The 15822-nt window shown below is 58.0% G+C and carries 12 protein-coding genes; 5 read left to right on the top strand and 7 right to left on the bottom strand.

The features are described 5' to 3' along the window. Window positions 1–190: 190 nt before the first annotated feature. The 4 genes from LRR79_RS05735 to LRR79_RS05720 form a co-directional block, all read right to left on the bottom strand. Window positions 191–919 (bottom strand): SDR family NAD(P)-dependent oxidoreductase, encoded by a 729-nt coding sequence (locus LRR79_RS05735; RefSeq protein ID WP_231759445.1) that lies wholly within the window; start codon window positions 917–919, stop codon window positions 191–193. A 43-nt stretch (window positions 920–962) separates the two neighbouring features. Further along, window positions 963–1727: an IclR family transcriptional regulator gene (locus LRR79_RS05730; RefSeq protein WP_231759444.1), complete on the bottom strand. Its 765-nt coding sequence runs from the start codon at window positions 1725–1727 to the stop codon at window positions 963–965. 64 nt (window positions 1728–1791) lie between these two features. Continuing rightward, a complete protein-coding gene (locus tag LRR79_RS05725) occupies window positions 1792–2970 on the bottom strand; it encodes a mandelate racemase/muconate lactonizing enzyme family protein (protein ID WP_231759443.1) in 1179 nt (392 codons plus the stop codon). After that, window positions 2967–3926, bottom strand: a complete 960-nt coding sequence (locus tag LRR79_RS05720; protein ID WP_231759442.1) for a dihydrodipicolinate synthase family protein — start codon at window positions 3924–3926, stop codon at window positions 2967–2969. Before LRR79_RS05720 ends, LRR79_RS05725 begins: the two co-directional genes overlap by 4 nt. 235 nt (window positions 3927–4161) lie before the next feature. On the opposite strand from LRR79_RS05720, the gene LRR79_RS05715 reads away from it, so the two are divergent. The 4 genes from LRR79_RS05715 to LRR79_RS05700 all read left to right on the top strand — a co-directional run bounded on the left by LRR79_RS05715 (window position 4162) and on the right by LRR79_RS05700 (window position 9729). Next, complete coding sequence (locus tag LRR79_RS05715; RefSeq protein WP_231759441.1) at window positions 4162–5064, top strand: 2-dehydro-3-deoxygalactonokinase; 903 nt, start codon at window positions 4162–4164, stop codon at window positions 5062–5064. After that, the gene (locus LRR79_RS05710) at window positions 5061–5690 is read left to right on the top strand and encodes a bifunctional 4-hydroxy-2-oxoglutarate aldolase/2-dehydro-3-deoxy-phosphogluconate aldolase (protein ID WP_231759440.1); all 630 of its coding nucleotides are present in this window, start codon (window positions 5061–5063) and stop codon (window positions 5688–5690) included. The genes LRR79_RS05715 and LRR79_RS05710 overlap by 4 nt, the downstream gene beginning before the upstream one ends. Window positions 5691–5746: 56 nt before the next feature. Continuing rightward, a complete protein-coding gene (locus LRR79_RS05705) occupies window positions 5747–7438 on the top strand; it encodes a sodium:solute symporter family transporter (protein WP_231759439.1) in 1692 nt (563 codons plus the stop codon). A gap of 305 nt (window positions 7439–7743) precedes the next feature. Continuing rightward, complete coding sequence (locus tag LRR79_RS05700) at window positions 7744–9729, top strand: TonB-dependent receptor (RefSeq protein ID WP_231759438.1); 1986 nt, start codon at window positions 7744–7746, stop codon at window positions 9727–9729. Window positions 9730–9747: 18 nt separating this feature from the next. On the opposite strand, the gene LRR79_RS05695 is transcribed toward LRR79_RS05700, so the two are convergent. Together LRR79_RS05695 and LRR79_RS05690 are read right to left on the bottom strand one after the other, a co-directional pair. Continuing rightward, entirely contained in the window at window positions 9748–11787 is a 2040-nt protein-coding gene (locus LRR79_RS05695; RefSeq protein ID WP_231759437.1) for a hypothetical protein, read from the bottom strand. Window positions 11788–12050: 263 nt separating this feature from the next. After that, window positions 12051–12527, bottom strand: coding sequence for a hypothetical protein (locus tag LRR79_RS05690; protein WP_231759436.1), 477 nt, complete (start codon window positions 12525–12527; stop codon window positions 12051–12053). 676 nt (window positions 12528–13203) lie between these two features. Between LRR79_RS05690 and LRR79_RS05685 the strand changes: the two genes are divergently transcribed. Next, complete coding sequence (locus tag LRR79_RS05685; RefSeq protein ID WP_231759435.1) at window positions 13204–13650, top strand: CBS domain-containing protein; 447 nt, start codon at window positions 13204–13206, stop codon at window positions 13648–13650. Window positions 13651–13816: 166 nt separating this feature from the next. Here the strand turns inward: LRR79_RS05685 and LRR79_RS05680 are convergent, their stop codons facing one another. Continuing rightward, complete coding sequence (locus LRR79_RS05680; protein ID WP_231759434.1) at window positions 13817–15817, bottom strand: SLC13 family permease; 2001 nt, start codon at window positions 15815–15817, stop codon at window positions 13817–13819. Window positions 15818–15822: the final 5 nt, after the last annotated feature.

Raw genomic sequence — 15822 nt, 5'->3', positions numbered from 1 at the left:
ATGACCCGCGAAAAGAGAAGCGTATTTAAGACGGGGTAGCGGTTCGGGCGGCCACGCTATCGCAGTGCATCAAGCGCATTTTGAGATGAGATGTGGGAAGCCAATAGCGGCGGGACCACTTGGGAGAGTTTTATTTCCACGGTATCAAGTGGTCGATTAGCGGTGAAGTACCGGGGGTTTCAGCACCGGACTATTTGCGGTTTATCGTTGCACCACCATCAATGCGGTAGTCACAGCCTGTAATCCAGCTCGCCTCATCGCTTGTCAGAAACCGCACCAGGTTGGCCACCTCTTCCGGTTGCCCCAGACGCTCCAGCGGATGACGCTGAATATTCTGCTTCAGTGCCAGCGCGGGGTCGGGCTGCTGGTTCAGTTTGTCACGCAACATTGGCGTATCAACGGATGCAGGGCTCACACTATTCACACGAATATTTTTCTGTGCGAGCTCCAGGGCCATAGTACGCGTGAGCGCATGGATCGCCCCCTTGGAGGCGGAGTAGCTGGCCATGCCCGGGGCACCCACCAGGCCCGTGATTGAAGAAACGAGTACGATGGCTCCGCCACTGGCGGGGAACCCGGGGCAGAAAACCTGTGCCAATTGCATAGCACCGAACACATTGACCTGCATCAGACGCTGAAAGGTATCCAGCCGGGCACCCAGCGTATCGGCAAGATCGCTCAGGGCCGCAGCGTGCACCAGTATCGAAGGTGATCCCAGTGTTTCCAGAATCTTCTCCGCTGCCTGAGGGAGTGTAGTGACGTCGGCCAGGTCGCCCGCCAGGTTGAGATCCGCATCGGTAGGCTGCTTCAGGTCAATCCCGGCAACCAGAACACCGCTTTCCGATAACTGTCGACAGATCGCAGCACCAATGCTACCCGCCGCGCCAGTAACAACAGCAACTCGTTTTACCTCAGACATGACATTCTCATTCTAGTGGGGGGCGCCTATGCGCCAGAGCGGACTAAGCGGGTTTTGCCTGTTGCAGACTTCCGCGAATTTCTTCGGTCGTCGTCTTTAGCGCGTCGGCAATATCGAGGGAAGCGGACTCAGGAATCCAGCCAGAAATCGCGACCGCAGCCTTAGTGTCAAGACCAACGGGTACCGCGATCGTATGCGTCGGCTTATCCGGTGCTTCCGGCAGGTCACTTTGCACTTGAATTCTTGCAAATCCAGATTCTTTAATTTCTGCGAGAGCCTGCTTTAGCGCGGGCAGACCATCGTCAAAACCCGGTACCTCTCGCGCATCGAACAGTTGCTCCAGATACTCGTCCTCTTCACAGCTCAGCAGCGCCATGCCGATGCCACTGGTGGTCGCGGGACGCAACCCAATACGCCCGATGGCCTCAGCAGAAGCCATACCCGGACGCCGGTGATACAGGAAAGACACCGAGTCTTGCCAGAGCACACCCAGAGCCACCGTGTGGCCGAAAAAGGCCAGCTTTTCCAGTGGAGCGATGGCGCTGCGCAGAAGGCGGGAAGCGTACAGACTCTGGGTCGCGAGCACATGCATGCCTGGACCCGGGACGTATTTGCGATTGGGGGTCTGCTGAGTAATCCCCATATACGCCAGCGTTTTCAGCAGGCGGTTCACCCTGGTCGTTTCCATTCCCAGTCTGCGCGCGAGTTCGCGGCTGCCGATCGGGTCTTCCGACATGGCCAGGGCCTGTAGTACAGCAAACCCGTCGATGATGCTTTGGTTCGCCTGAGTGCCTTTTTTTGCGGTCATGATATCGAGTCCATTTCTGACTCGGCTATCTTGCGGTGGCGCCTGCCCAGAGTCAAACATCGCGCTAGCTCGACAGGTCTTTGTCACTAAAGGCCCAGAGTTTTTTGCTTGGGGTCACACCCAGGCCCGGACCGGAAGGCAATGAAAAGTACCCGTTCTGGCAATCCATATCCGTTTCCAGAAACTGCAGGTTGCGATCGAATACCGAATGCTGATACTCGTGATACGGCAGGTGCAACACATTCGCAGAGGCGTGCAGACTCGCAGCCTGAAAGATGCCCACACCGATACTCGCATGAGGAATTATCCGGCAGTGGAAGGCCTGGGCCAACTGACTGATACGCGAGAACTGGGTAATGCCGGTGTGACCCATTTCAGGCTGCAGTATGCTGCAGGCGTTCCGGTTGACCCGCTCGCGCGCTTCAAAGACCGTACGCCACTCTTCACCGGCAGCGACTGGCGTGGCAACGCTGCGAGCGACTGTGGCGAGCCCCTCAATATCTTCTGGGGCGCAAGGCGCTTCCGCGAAATACAGATTGTGCGGTTCCATTGCCTTGATCACTCGCGTGGCTTCGGCGGCACTGAATTTCCAGTGCATATCCACCATGATATCGGCGTCCGGACCGAGGGTTTCGCGCAACGCAGCCATTTCGTTCGCCATGCCTTCATGGCTCACCACCCCCGCGAACTTGAACCCGGTAAACCCCTTGTCCTGCCACTGTTTAGCCAGCGCACAACGCTTCTCAAGGGTGCTTTCCGGTAGCCCGGACACATAGGCCGGAATTTTTTTGCGCCGAGTGCCCCCGAGTAGCTGGGCCACCGTCTGGTTGCTGTATTTGCCGAAGATATCCCACAACGCAATATCGATCGCTGCCAGGGCATCAAGATAAAATCCGCCGAAGTACCCTCGTACGTGCATCATGTCGTACAGGTCTTCGTGAATGCAGGCAACATCGAGCGCGTTGCGCCCCTCAATAACCGGCGCCAGTAAATCTTCGATAATTTCGGTTACCGCATTGGGCGCGCAGATACCATAGGTCTCTCCCCACCCAACCGTACCGCTGGCGTCGGTGATTTTTACGATGACCGACCGATCGACACTGGGGTAAACGGTACGATTCCCCGCGCGAACCAGGTAACCCTTTCGGTTTACCTCTTCGCCTTCACCCAGGGGGCCGAGATACGGCGTTTCCCTGGGAATTGTCACCACACAGGTTTCAACAGACTCGATTTTCGAAATCATGGCAGAACAGCTTCCTCTGGTGTGGGGGTACTTTGGCGAGACTCAAGCTTCCCCATTATATCGGCAACTCTGGGCCAGAAGGCGCGCAACTCCTGACGGTCCCCTTCATCCATGGTCGGGCCGGGTACACGCACTTCACAGGTATTGAGGATACCGCGCTGCGTCAGCACCCACTTGGTGAGATTGCAACGAAAGATCGCCTGCATGTTCAGGATGGGGAGCATATTAATGAAAAGCTCTCGGGCCTTTTCCTGCTCACCCCGCTGCCATGCGCTGACCAGGGCGACATGTACCTCGGTCAGCTCGCTGGCAGGCACAGTACCCAAGGCACCACGAGAAAGCTCATCGAGAATGTAACGCCCGCCGGCACCACCAAACACCCCTTTCAGGGTGGCCGGAGCAATTGCCAGTATCGCTTCCATCCGCTGACCGCAAGGCATGGTTTCCTCTTTCACATATTCAATTGCCGGATTGGCGCTCAGGATCGAAGCAATCTGCTCCACCGGCAGCCCAGCCCCCATCGGCGCCGGCGCGTTTTGCAGCATGATGGGTATCCCGGCTGCCTCCGCAACAGCGTCAAAAAACCCGCGCATCGCTTCCGGGTCATCCGCATAGTGATTGGGTGCCATTACCATGGCACATTGCGCGCCAGCTTCGGCGCCGGCCCTTGCGAAGCGAATCGCCGCATCCGGCGTACTCGCCCCAGCACCCACAATAAATGGCACCCGGTCTTTGCACAGGTTGCCGATCAGACGGGTAGCCTCAAAACGCTCCTCCTCCGTGAGTTGCGCGTACTCACTGGCCAGGCCGGGGAAAACCAGGCCGTCGGCACCCGCCTCAAGAATATATTGGGCAGACCGCTCGAGGCCCCTCCAATCGACTCCGCCCTTCCCATCGAACGGTGTGGGAACCACGGGAAAAGTGCCTTTGAGCACGCCTGCGTCTGAATTACTCACGAATTGATCCTTATTACGTTCCGCTACAGAAGTGGTTATTAGATTACCCATTTGTTGCTATATGTGCAACTTAATCATTTGAGAAAGAACGCACAGCAGGTGAAACATGTATGAAACCTCGAATTAACGCACTAAAACCACATCTCCAGAAGTCTCATCTTGCCCATAGCGTTGCTATTATAGACATAATGTGAATAATGCGGATTATCGGTATTCTGTTGAGTGGAGGTGATTGATGTCGGCGCTGATGTTGATGGATTGGGGAACAACAAATTTTCGAGCGATATATCTGGACGGGCAGGGGCGGGTGCTCGGGCGCTCCGAATCCAGAGATGGTGTTGCCAGCCTGACGCGCTCAGACATGATCGAGGTGGCGTCAGAGGCCTATCGAAATTGTCCGGTGCAGGATCCGCAGGTATTCGCCTGCGGCATGGTGGGTTCGTCTGTCGGCTGGTACAACATTCCGTATCTGGAAGCCCCAGCCAAACTCTCGGATATCGCCGATGCCATTGAGGCTGTCCCCATGGGTGAACTTACCGTCAACTTTATACCCGGCGTGAAATTCCGCGGGGCGACAGGTTGGGACGTGATGCGCGGTGAAGAGCTGCAAGCGTTCGGGTGGGCGCTCACCGAAGGATCGGGTATTTGTATTGCCCCCGGTACCCATTCCAAATGGATGCGGCTTCGCGACGGCGGGATAGAAGGTTTCTTCACTTCTATTACCGGTGAAATGTTCGCCTTGCTCAGACAGTACGGTTTGCTGCGTCACCATCTGACAGAAGAGGCACAGTCGTCCCCGGACTTTCTTCGCGGTGTCGACGACGGCATGTCGGAGCAAGGGCTGGGGCGCCGGTTATTTTCCGTGCGTGGAGACGCCCTACTCGCAGAACTCAGCAACCAATCTGCCAGCGACTACGTGAGCGGTCTGTTGATCGGTAGCGAAATTGCCGAAGGAATTCGGGATACATGCCCCGCGGCTGAGCCCATTGGTATCACCGGCACACCAGTGCTGGCGGAACTCTATAAGTCGGCTCTCGCGCACCTCGGTTATCCCGCACGAACCGTGGATGCACAGGCAGCTTTGCGCGGGGCAATCTGTCAGATTTCCAGCCTACGCCTGGAGCAGCAAGCACTATGAATTTAGATGAAGCACTAACCAGGGAACCACTGGTCGCCATATTAAGAGGACTGACACCGGAGCGCGCACTGGAAGTGGCGAGCGTTCTGCTGGACACTGGGTTTACCACTGTGGAAGTCCCGCTCAATTCACCAGACGCAGTCCAAAGTATCGGGCTGATCCGTAAAGAATTTACGGGCCGACTGGTGGTCGGGGCGGGTACGGTACGTACGCAGGAAGAGCTGAACGCGCTCGCCGATGTCGGATGCCAGATTGCGCTGAGCCCCCACTGCGATCAGGACCTGATAGCGCACTCACTGAAACTGGGAATTGAACCGGTGCCCGGTGTAGCCACACCAACCGAAATGATGCAGGCTCTGAACGCGGGCGCGCGCTGGCTGAAGGTATTCCCGGCGGTGAGCTGTGGTGAGAGCTTTTTTCGACAGGTGCGCGCGGTATTCCCATCTCAGGTCCGCCTGATGGCCGTCGGTGGCGTGGCCCCTGAGACCATGCGGGGATTTATGCAAGCGGGAGCAGACGCTGTTGGCATTGGCTCGCAGTTGTTCACTCCAGATAAATCACTGGCCGATATCCGCGATCAGGCAGCGAAGATCGTCGGCAATATGCGATATCGCGCAACATCATAATAAAGCCGGGAGAAAAGATTTTGGCACTACTGGATTACTGGGTTCTGGCCGCCTACATGCTGGGCATTGTGCTGATTGGCGTGTTCTACGCGAAGCGTAACCGGAGCGCGCAGGACATGTTTGCCGCGGGCGGGCAGGCGCCCTGGTGGGTCTCCGGGCTCAGCGGTTTTATGACCATGTTTTCCGCCGGTACTTTCGTGGTGTGGGGGGGCATCGCCTATAAATATGGCATGGTCGCTGTGTCCATTAATCTGTGCTACGGCATCGCCGCCTTGGCTGCCGGTTATTTTGTCGCTGGGCGCTGGAAGACCATGGGCGTTGATACACCCGCTGAGTACATAGCGCTGCGCTTTGGTAAAAGCGTCGTACAACTGTACACATGGGCAATGCTCGTTTACCGGATTGTAGGCACAGGTGTTGCACTCTATGCGCTCAGTATCATTCTGGTTGCCTTAATGCCCCTGCCCGAAGGCAACCCATTCCGGGACCCGAATACCGGAAATCTCGCCGTCGAATGGGCGATTCTTGCCTTCGGCCTGGTGGTCATCATTTACACCATGGCAGGCGGGCTGTGGGCGGTACTCATGACCGACGTCCTTCAGTTTATTGTCCTGAACCTTTCAGTGCTTTTCGTATTGGTTTTTATGCTACAGGCCATCGGAGGGGTAGGCACCTTTATCGAGCAGGCACCGGCGCAATTCTTCGCGCCCGTCAGCGAGGGCTACAGTCTCTACTTCCTGATGGGCTGGGTGTGTATACATTTCTTTATGGTGGGCGCCGACTGGGCATTCGCGCAGCGTTTCATCAGCGTCCCCAGCGCAAAAGAAGCCCGTAAGAGCGCTTATCTGTTTGGCATTCTGTATCTTGTAAGCCCGCTTGTCTGGCTGATGCCGCCCATGCTGTACCGCGTCATTGATCCCAGCACGGACCCGGAGCAGGCCTACATTGCCGCCTGTCTTTCCGTGTTACCTGCGGGGCTGGTCGGATTGCTGATTGCTGCGATGTTCTCTGCGACCGCCAGTCTGGCAAGCTCCCAGCTCAATGTATTTGCCGGCGTATTTACTGAAAATTTCTACCGCCCTCTTATGGAGCGACGTGGAGGCTCAGGCAATCTGGTCACCGTTGGACGCTGGATCACTCTGCTAATCGGTCTACTGCTGATTGCGGTCGCCATTTCAATTCCCTACCTGGGCGGAGCGGAAAAAGTGATTGTCAGTGTCACGAGCCTGATGGTGGGCCCCCTGTTTGCACCAACCGTGTGGGGTATTTTTTCACGACGGCTATCCGCCCGGGCGGTGTGGAGCTGTGTGTTGCTCACCTTCGCAATCGGCGGCGCATTCAAATGGTTATTGTCGCTGCCGGCCGATGGGTCTATCAGCCCGTCAGCATTGGCTTGGTTGACTAAGCACTCGGCAGTGATCGAGCTGGGCATCGGGATTCTGGTCCCCCTGTCAGCGCTCGCCCTTTTCACTTTTGTCATTGATCGAAACGGTACGCCCGGCTGGAGACCAGACACCTCCAAGAACGCCACCAGCAATGCGGGGACTGTGGCCAGCGACCTGCCCGCGCGGGTGGTCGCTGTTGCAATGGGATTATGTGCTCTGCTGCTGATGTTGATTGCGCTGATCAGTCACGAGCGCCAGCTGGAAATTGGCCTGTTTGCGCTAGTGACATCCGGTATTTCTGCTGCGATCTATCTGTTGGGCACCAGGAGAAAAATTGCGCCAGAATTTCAGCGGGCACTCTGACGAGCGCTAAGAAGCAATCGGAAATCGGGATTGCGTGGCAACACAAATAGAGGCGACAACAGTCGCCGCCATTGGTGTGCTGCGCACCCGCCGGTCGATGAAGTGAAAGAGCAATAACATCGGAACAATACCTGTTCGGAATAGGCACACATCGGTACCATACTCCTCTACCGAACAATGCGCGCTAAATCCTCTCTTTATACCGGATTCTGATGTCAGCACTTATCATACCGCCTACCCTCTTTGCCCTTCTGCTTGCCCCACCCGTGCCCCCGGCAGGGGAGAGACAAACTCTCGAGCAAGTGGTGGTTACCGCAAGCCGCACTGAGCGGCCGGTCGATTCACAGGCAGAATCACTATCCACGGTCAGCCTGGACACACTGGAATCGGCCAGTGCCATCCACCCGAGCCAAGCCCTGAGCACAATACCCGGCGTGGCGATCCACCGCGGCAATGGCCAGGAAAGCCTGATTGCCGTGCGTTCCCCCGTACTGACCGGAGCCGGTAGTTGCGGTGCGTTCGCCATCACTCAGGATGGCGTACCGGTACGCGGTACCGGCTTCTGCAACGTCAATCAACTGTTCGACACCAACTTCGAGCAAGCCGGACGCATAGAGGTTTTGCGCGGGCCCGGTTCCGTACTGTATGGATCCGATGCCCAGCACGGCGTGATCAATGTGCTGAGTGCAGCACCGGTCAATGGAAGTGAGTCCAGCATGAGCGTTGAAGGCGGTGCCAACAATTACCGACGCCTAGAATTGGATCACAGCAGCGGGAACGACGAGGGGGGACTGCGCATTGGCTTTAGCGGCGCTCGGGATGGCGGCTATAAGGACGACTCCGGCTTCGACCAGCAAAAGCTGCAACTGCGCAGCGACGGCAATTGGCAGGGGTGGGAGTATCAGGCACTGGTGAATGCCAGCAACCTGAATCAGGAAACCGCAGGTTATGTCTCTGGGAAAGATGCCTACAAAGACCCGGACCGCAAGCGGGAGAACCCCAACCCGGAAGCCTTTCGCGACAGCCAGTCCGCCCGCGCTCAGGTGCGACTGGAAAAAACCCTGGGCAACGGCAACCTGCTGCAGATCACACCCTACGTGCGCCATACGGATATGACCTTCCTGATGCATTTTCTACCAGGCACGCCACTGGAGGAAAACGGGCAGAGTGGTCTGGGCGTGCAATCGGCATTGCATCACGGTGCCGCCGACTCTGTGCAATGGATCAGTGGCATCGACCTCGAGTATACCGACGGCTGGTTGCGCCAAACCCAGGAGGGGGGCTTTTCTTCCTTCCCGGCGGGCAAACACTACGACTACACCGTATCCGCGCTGGTGGTTGCCGCATTCAGCCAGGTTGAACAGCCGCTGGGGGAGTCTCTGCGGGGCACACTCGGCGCCCGGGGTGAACACCTGCGATACGATTACAACAACCGCATGATTGGTGGTGACACAACCGACAGCGGCGAACTGTGCATTAACGGGTTTACCGGCGCCATCGGTTGCCGCTACTCACGCCCGGACGACCGCCAGGACACTTTCAGCAACCTGTCATTGAATGCCAGTCTGGTCCAGTCCTTCAGCGACCGAACCACCGGCGCCCTGCGCCTCGCCCACGGTTTCCGTGCGCCCCAGGCGACCGAGCTGTACCGCCTGCAAAACGGCCAGCTGGTGGCAGACCTGGACTCCGAGGCCATCGACAGTCTGGAAATCAGCCTGAAGCACAGCAGCGATGACTTCCGCTACAGTCTGACCGGCTTTTATATGGAGAAGTCCGACGTCGTATTCCAGTCCTCCGACCGACTCAACCTGAGCGATGGAGAAAGTCGCCACTTCGGCGTGGAATACGAGTGGCTGTGGCGACTGGCTGACAACTGGCAATTGGGCGCCGCCGGTACCCTGGCACGGCACCAGTACACCAATGACGTCAGCGAGCCGGGGTCCGGAGTGATTGAAACCGATGGCAACGATATCGATACCGCCCCACGCGCGTTGCACAGTGTGAACCTGTCCTGGCAACCTGCGCAGTCCTCACAGCTAGGTTTGCACTGGCAGTACACCGGTGGCTATTACACCGATATCGAAAACGCGCACCGCTATGGGGGGCACCAGCTGCTGCACCTGCGCGCACGGCAGACTCTCGGTGCGCATACCTCTGTCGGGCTGCGCATCGAGAATCTGATGAATGTGGATTATGCCGAGCGCGCGGATTACAGCAGCCTCGGTGGAGGCGACCGCTACTTTATCGGTGAGCCGCGCAGTGTGTATGCGGATTTACAGCTGCGGTTCTAAGCCGGTCCAGGCCGCTTCTCAGGGCCGGATTACCACCGGCGCACCCTGATTGATACCCGGCGCTTTCCAGAAAACCTCCCACTCCAGTTTCCACTGCAGTGGCCAGCTGATCGCACAGCGGGGCCCCCCTTCGGCGAAGCGGTAATCCACACAGGGGAAATTGATATCGGTGATACCCTGCTCGACAAATGCGGGCTGCCGGTAGCGGAAGTGGTGGACCAGGTAGCGCAGTCCGTCGTCGATTTCCCGATAGCGCCAGCCGAGACGAATTGGTGTATTGGTCGTCCCGGTAACGCCCTCACCCTCCCGGTACCAGTCCACCAACTCCCCCCGCCGACCATAACGACGCACGATACTCAGTAATCCCTGGCGTTCGTCGGCGCCGTTGAACGTCTCGATGGTGGTTTCCCGGAGCTGGCCGCGATCGTTGTAGAGGTAGTCGGTGACCTCACGGGCTTCCGCAATGCCGTCGTCGTCATTGTCCAGCGTCATTTCGACGCGAAACAGCAGGTCACTGGAATTATACCGGTACTCAAACGTCCGCCGGCTGTTGGGATTGCCATCGGCATCCACATCAAATGTCCATTCCTGCCGGTACAGGCGGCCATCGGAGCGATAGAAAAACTCATAGGTATTGATACGGTCGACCTGGCCATCGCCGTTGTCGTCAAGACGCACGGTTTCCCGTAACAGGCGCTCATTGCTGCCGTAGCGGTAGGCTACGTCACGGCGGCGATCAACAATGCCGTCGGCGCGCAGAGAGGCGCCATCGTCTTCGGTTTCCACCACTTCCAGGGGGTGGCCATCGTCGTTGTAGAAATACTCGAAGCGCAGGCGACGCTCGATCACACCATTGGCGTTGAGGTCCGTTTCCGCTTCCCGCCAGCGTAGCAGGCCATCGTCGTTGTACAGGCTTTCCACCGCGAAAATGGTATCGATCACACCATTGAAATTTGCGTCCTGTTCGAACAGAAACAGCACCAGATTACTGCCGTCGTCATAGTCGAAGGTGTATCGCCGCCGCTCTTCCTCGACCAGCCGACCGTCCTGCTCCAGTACTTCCACCAGAAAGTTGTTGTCGTTATAAAAGCGCTCGGAGGTATAAAAAAAATCGACGCTGCCGTCCTCGTTGGTATCCGTTTGCCGCCGCAGGAAAACCACACGGCCGAGGTCGTCATACCGATAATCGACGCGCTCCTGCCAGCGGTCGGTTTCTTCGGGCAGCAGGGTGTAGCGTATTTCCCGCGGCAGCCCCAGGTCCGTATACCACCAGAGCAGACGCTGTTCGATGGTGCCGTTATCCTGGACATCGCGGTTCTCTTCCAGCGGTACCAGTATCGGCACCACGATGCCGAGGATGTCATACAGGTATAACAGCGGCGCATCCAGCGGCAGCTGGTAGCGGATGTCGAAACGGCTTTTGATCGCTGGCAGAGAGTCCAGCCCGCGACGGTAGGGAAACGCATAGAGATCAAACGCCAGATCTATACGATAATCCTGCAGCTCCGCATCCCATTCACTCAGATCGATGCCATTGGCAGGGTCCTGATCCCGGTCGAGGATCATAAACAGGCGCATCATATTGGTGGCGATATCCAGCGCATCCACCCGCTGGTGGTCCTCCAGGGCAGCACGCAGGTCGGCTTCATCGGTCAGCGGGTCGCCACCGCCCAAATGAAATGGTGTCAGCTCCGGCGCACCGAGCGCGGTGCCAAGTTCAATGCCACCGAGCGCGAAGCGGATTTCTTCACCTTCGCGGTACCGGTAGCGACCATCCGCGTCGGTCAGGCCGGAAAAGCTGGGGGTCTCGTAATAGAGGCCCTGTACCTGTCCATGGAGAAACACACCGGTCATTTCCGCGCCACTCCCCCCCGAGCTGCTGGAGCTGGACCCACGGGAGCCACCGGAGCTGCTGGAGGAGTTTGCGTTGGGTGCAATACTGCCGGAATCACTGCTGAAATCGCAGCCCACCAAGCACAGGCACAGGACCAGTTGCATCCCGGCGAGCAATGGGATGCGCAGGGAATCGACACCCGGTAACACGAGCCTTTTGGGCACAGGGTACTCCTCGTTCAACAGCGGATCAGGCAAACAGAATGTGCACCTCGAAAAAGTATTGCCGATATCCCGGGGTAACGAGCACAGGTGTGCGCCTGAATCCGCCAATTGACGCCCAATCAAAGGTTTCGCCTGACCGCTGTGGCCGCACCCGCCCACCACAAGGATCGCACCGCCAGCGGGAGTCCGCCGGCGTCGCAACAAAAAACCCCCGGCAGCTGGGACTACCGGGGGTTTTTTATCGGTCACGCGGTCGCTGGGGATCAGATCTTCCAGGACTGCACTTTTTCCAGACCGTGCTCGGCCACCCATTGATTCAACTGCTTGGGGTTGCGCTTCTTCTTCTCGATGGTGGCATTGGTATAGGGGTTGCGATAGTGGCCGGTTTCCAGCTTGGGTTCGGCGGGCTTACCGCTCGCAGCCTTGCGCGTCGCGCGGCGCGGCGCAGTGCCCTCACGCTTGAGGTGACGGGCGACACGCGCCTTCAGAGAGCGGACGAAATCGGGCGCGTCGTCGTTGTCCAGCTGGCCCACCAGCCAATCCACAATCATCTCGCCACGGGCGGGGAAAAACTCTTCTTCTTCCATTTCGTATTCGGCAGCCAGATTCACCAGCGCCTTATCAAAGGCAATAACGCCCTGCTTCTTGCGCTCTGCCTTGGCCATCTGCTCCTGCAGCTCTTCAATTTTGGCCTGGTGTTCGGCAATTTGTTGTTCAATTTGATCGTAATCTTGGAACATATATACGTGAGCCTCGATATATATTGCGGTTTAGTGCTTTGATAGTGATTTAATTCTGCGAAATGCACGGCCAAGAGCCGCACGATATACGCCTAATAAGCAATTCGCCCAGAGCGCCAATATGCCCGGGCTGAGACTTATATTTCGCGGGAATGCAAACCCATTTACATTTCTTCACTCAAATACGACGCCGACCACATATCTGACATCGCCTTCCGGCGTGTAAACAAGTTTACTGTGATATATCCATATTACCTGCCAGCCATATCAAAACCACACATGGGCATTTCCACCAATCACCGCCGAATACTTCCAGACAGTCGATTAGTAAAAGAAATCAGGCAAATAGTATTTTTAAATCCGAAACACAGCACTTAATAATACCGAATCCCGGTAATTCAAGTGTCTGTATACAGATTTGTCTCGGGGATTTAGCTCGTACAGGGCATATACACCCATATCCGACCCATCGCCAAGGCCGCGCATAATACTGGGTTGTTTATAAATAGCCAACGCCTATTCGATGAATCACAGATACCATTTGGATCATTAAACCCGTAAAGCCTCACATCCACCCGCCATTCCTCCCCGACCTGCCACACCACTGATCTATCCTTGTGCTGACAGCGCCCGCAACGGCAAGCGGTACCGGAACAAGGAGTGAGGAAGGGTTTACATGAGCAAAATCCGCGACATCCACCATATGCCCACAATGGCCGCCCTGATGACGCCATTCCCCTACCATATCGACATCGACGCCCCCATCGAAGACGCCGAAGCCCTGATGGAAGAACACAGCGTCCACCACCTCCCCGTCACCAAGGACGGCGACCTGGAAACTGTCATTTCACGCAGCGACATCGAGCGCGCCCGCTCACCCGGCCACCGCCTGGAAGAACAGCAACTCTACGTCCGCGACCTCTGCGCCCGCCGCCCCTATATCACCGATATCCACGACCCGCTCGACAAGATCCTGCTGGCCATGGCGGAAACTGGTATTGGCTCGGTACTGGTGATGAAGGAAGGAGAGCTGGCGGGGATTGTTACGGTAACCGATGCGCTGCGGTTTTGCGGGGAATATCTGGCGGATCTGGTGCAGTCGCCGGATGATGATGTTGCATGATGATAAACGCGGCTAGACGCGAAGGTCCCGCTGCCGGGTAAGCCTTTGCAAGACCTTCCGCGAGAGGGACCTCGTGGAAGAGCCCCCATGGATGGGTTATCGGGGGGGCGCCTAGCTCGTGTCTTGCAAAGGCTTACCCGGTGGCGGGACCGCCACTCCCGAAGGTTCAGAGCGGCCAGACCCACAGCAACATAGGTACCGAGACAGCGACCACCAGAATTTCCATAGGTAAGCCCATGGGCCAGTAGTCACCGAATTTGAAACCGCCCGGGCCCAGAATCAACGTATTGTTCTGGTGGCCCACCGGGGTCAGAAACGCACAGGACGCGCCAATCGCCACCGCCATCAGGAAGCTGTCCGGATTCACATCCAACTGCGCCGCCGCACTCAGCGCAATCGCACACATCACCGCCGCCGTCGCCGCATTGTTCATAAAGTCCGACAGCGTCATGGTCACCACCAGAATCAGCACCAGCGCAAACACCGGATTGCCCTGGGCCAGATTGTCCAGCATCGACTTCGCCACCACATCCGCCGCCCCCGTGGAATCCATCACCGCAGCCACCGAAATCAATGCCCCCAGCAACACAATCACCGAACCATCCACCGCCTCGTAGATACTGCGGATGGGCACCACCTTGAGCGCCATAAAAGCCAGCACACAGGTGGCAAACGAAATTGCTGCAGGCAGCAACCCGAACGCCGCTCCGGCCACCGCCAACGCCATCCCGATCAGCGCCACATAGGCCTTTTCCTTATTGGGGATTGTGATATCCCGCTGCGCCAGAGGCACACAGCGTTGCTCCTTGGCAAAGTTGGACAGATTCTCCTCAGTCCCCATCATCAGCAACGCATCCCCCCCCTTGAGCGCCGTCGAGCGCAGACGCTTTACCGAGCGACGCCCTTGTCGAGACAGCGCCAGCAGGTTGATTTCGTACCGCCCCGCCAGCCGCAGGTTCTCCGCGGTGCGACCGATCAGGTAGGAATCCGGCAGCACCACCAGTTCGCGCAGGGCAAGATCGGCCTTTTCCCGACCCCGCTTCTCATCGCCCTCTTTCTTGGCGCCCTTTTCCTTGCCTTCCGTATCCCCCTGATTGCCGGCGCCGGCATCCGCGGCAAGCTCTGGCGGGATTTCTACGTCGTCAATCTCGACAATCTCCCGGGCACCAGACGCCATATTCTGCTCCGCCAGTGGCGGACGATCCCCCCGGTCTCCCTCCGGCTTCTCCGTTTCCGGTACCAGCGCCGTCGTGTCCACCGCGGCGTCGTCCTCATTCTGTGGATCCGCCGCCAGCGTCAACCCGAGGCTCGACAGGACCGACGACAGCGCCTCCGGCTCCGCTTCGATCACCAGAATATCCCCGGCCCGCACCCGCAGCCCCGGCATGGCGGTAGATACCCGGGCATTGTTGTAAACCAGACCGATGACCTGGGCATCCTCGTCGCCAATCATTTTGACCAGCTCCGCCAGCGACTTGCCGATGGAAGGACTCTTTTCCCCCACCAGGGCCTCCGTGAGATAGGTCCCGGTATCAAAGGTGCCCGCTCCCGCCTGATTGCGCGCCGGCACCAGGCGCCAGCCAATCAGCGATACGAAGACAACACCCACCAGCGCCACTACCACGCCGACCGGCGTGAAATCGAACATGCCGTAACTGCCGGCGCCGCTGCTGGCGCGAAAACTCGAGACAATCAGATTCGGCGGTGTGCCGATCAAGGTGGTCATCCCCCCCAGAATGGTGCCAAAGGACAGGGGCATCAGTACTTTGCCCGGCGGCACATCGTGGCGGTCGGCGAGATCGGTGGCCACCGGCATCAGCAGCGCCATGGCCCCCACATTGTTCATAAACCCGGACATGGCCGCGCCGAGGGCGCATAGGGCCGCGATGGCGAGGGTGATGCCGCCCCGCCTGGGAACGACTTTCTGGGCCAGCGCATCCATGGCCCCGGTATTCTGCAACCCGCGACTCAATATCAGTACGCAGGCCACGGTCACCACGGCCGGATGGCCAAAGCCGGTAAACGCCTCCCCCGGTTCGATCAACCCGGTAAACACGCAGGCGAGCAGGGAAGCCAGGGCCACCATATCGTGGCGCCAGGGGCCCCAGATAAACAGGACGATGGTGACCGCCAGGATGGCGAGAATAGTTATCTGGTCGAGAGCCATAGGGG

The sequence above is a fragment of the Microbulbifer elongatus genome (assembly GCF_021165935.1).
GTDB classification, from domain to species: domain Bacteria; phylum Pseudomonadota; class Gammaproteobacteria; order Pseudomonadales; family Cellvibrionaceae; genus Microbulbifer; species Microbulbifer elongatus.
Note: the sequence above shows the minus strand (reverse complement) of the source record. Positions and strands in the feature narration are given on the sequence as shown.

Coding starts and splice junctions, on each gene's coding strand:
- LRR79_RS05735 (WP_231759445.1), bottom strand. CDS start 919: ATGTCTGAGGTAAAACGAGTTGCTGTTGTTACTGGCGCGGCGGGTAGC.
- LRR79_RS05730 (WP_231759444.1), bottom strand. CDS start 1,727: ATGACCGCAAAAAAAGGCACTCAGGCGAACCAAAGCATCATCGACGGG.
- LRR79_RS05725 (WP_231759443.1), bottom strand. CDS start 2,970: ATGATTTCGAAAATCGAGTCTGTTGAAACCTGTGTGGTGACAATTCCC.
- LRR79_RS05715 (WP_231759441.1), top strand. CDS start 4,162: ATGTCGGCGCTGATGTTGATGGATTGGGGAACAACAAATTTTCGAGCG.
- LRR79_RS05710 (WP_231759440.1), top strand. CDS start 5,061: ATGAATTTAGATGAAGCACTAACCAGGGAACCACTGGTCGCCATATTA.
- LRR79_RS05705 (WP_231759439.1), top strand. CDS start 5,747: ATGCTGGGCATTGTGCTGATTGGCGTGTTCTACGCGAAGCGTAACCGG.
- LRR79_RS05690 (WP_231759436.1), bottom strand. CDS start 12,527: ATGTTCCAAGATTACGATCAAATTGAACAACAAATTGCCGAACACCAG.
- LRR79_RS05685 (WP_231759435.1), top strand. CDS start 13,204: ATGAGCAAAATCCGCGACATCCACCATATGCCCACAATGGCCGCCCTG.
- LRR79_RS05680 (WP_231759434.1), bottom strand. CDS start 15,817: ATGGCTCTCGACCAGATAACTATTCTCGCCATCCTGGCGGTCACCATC.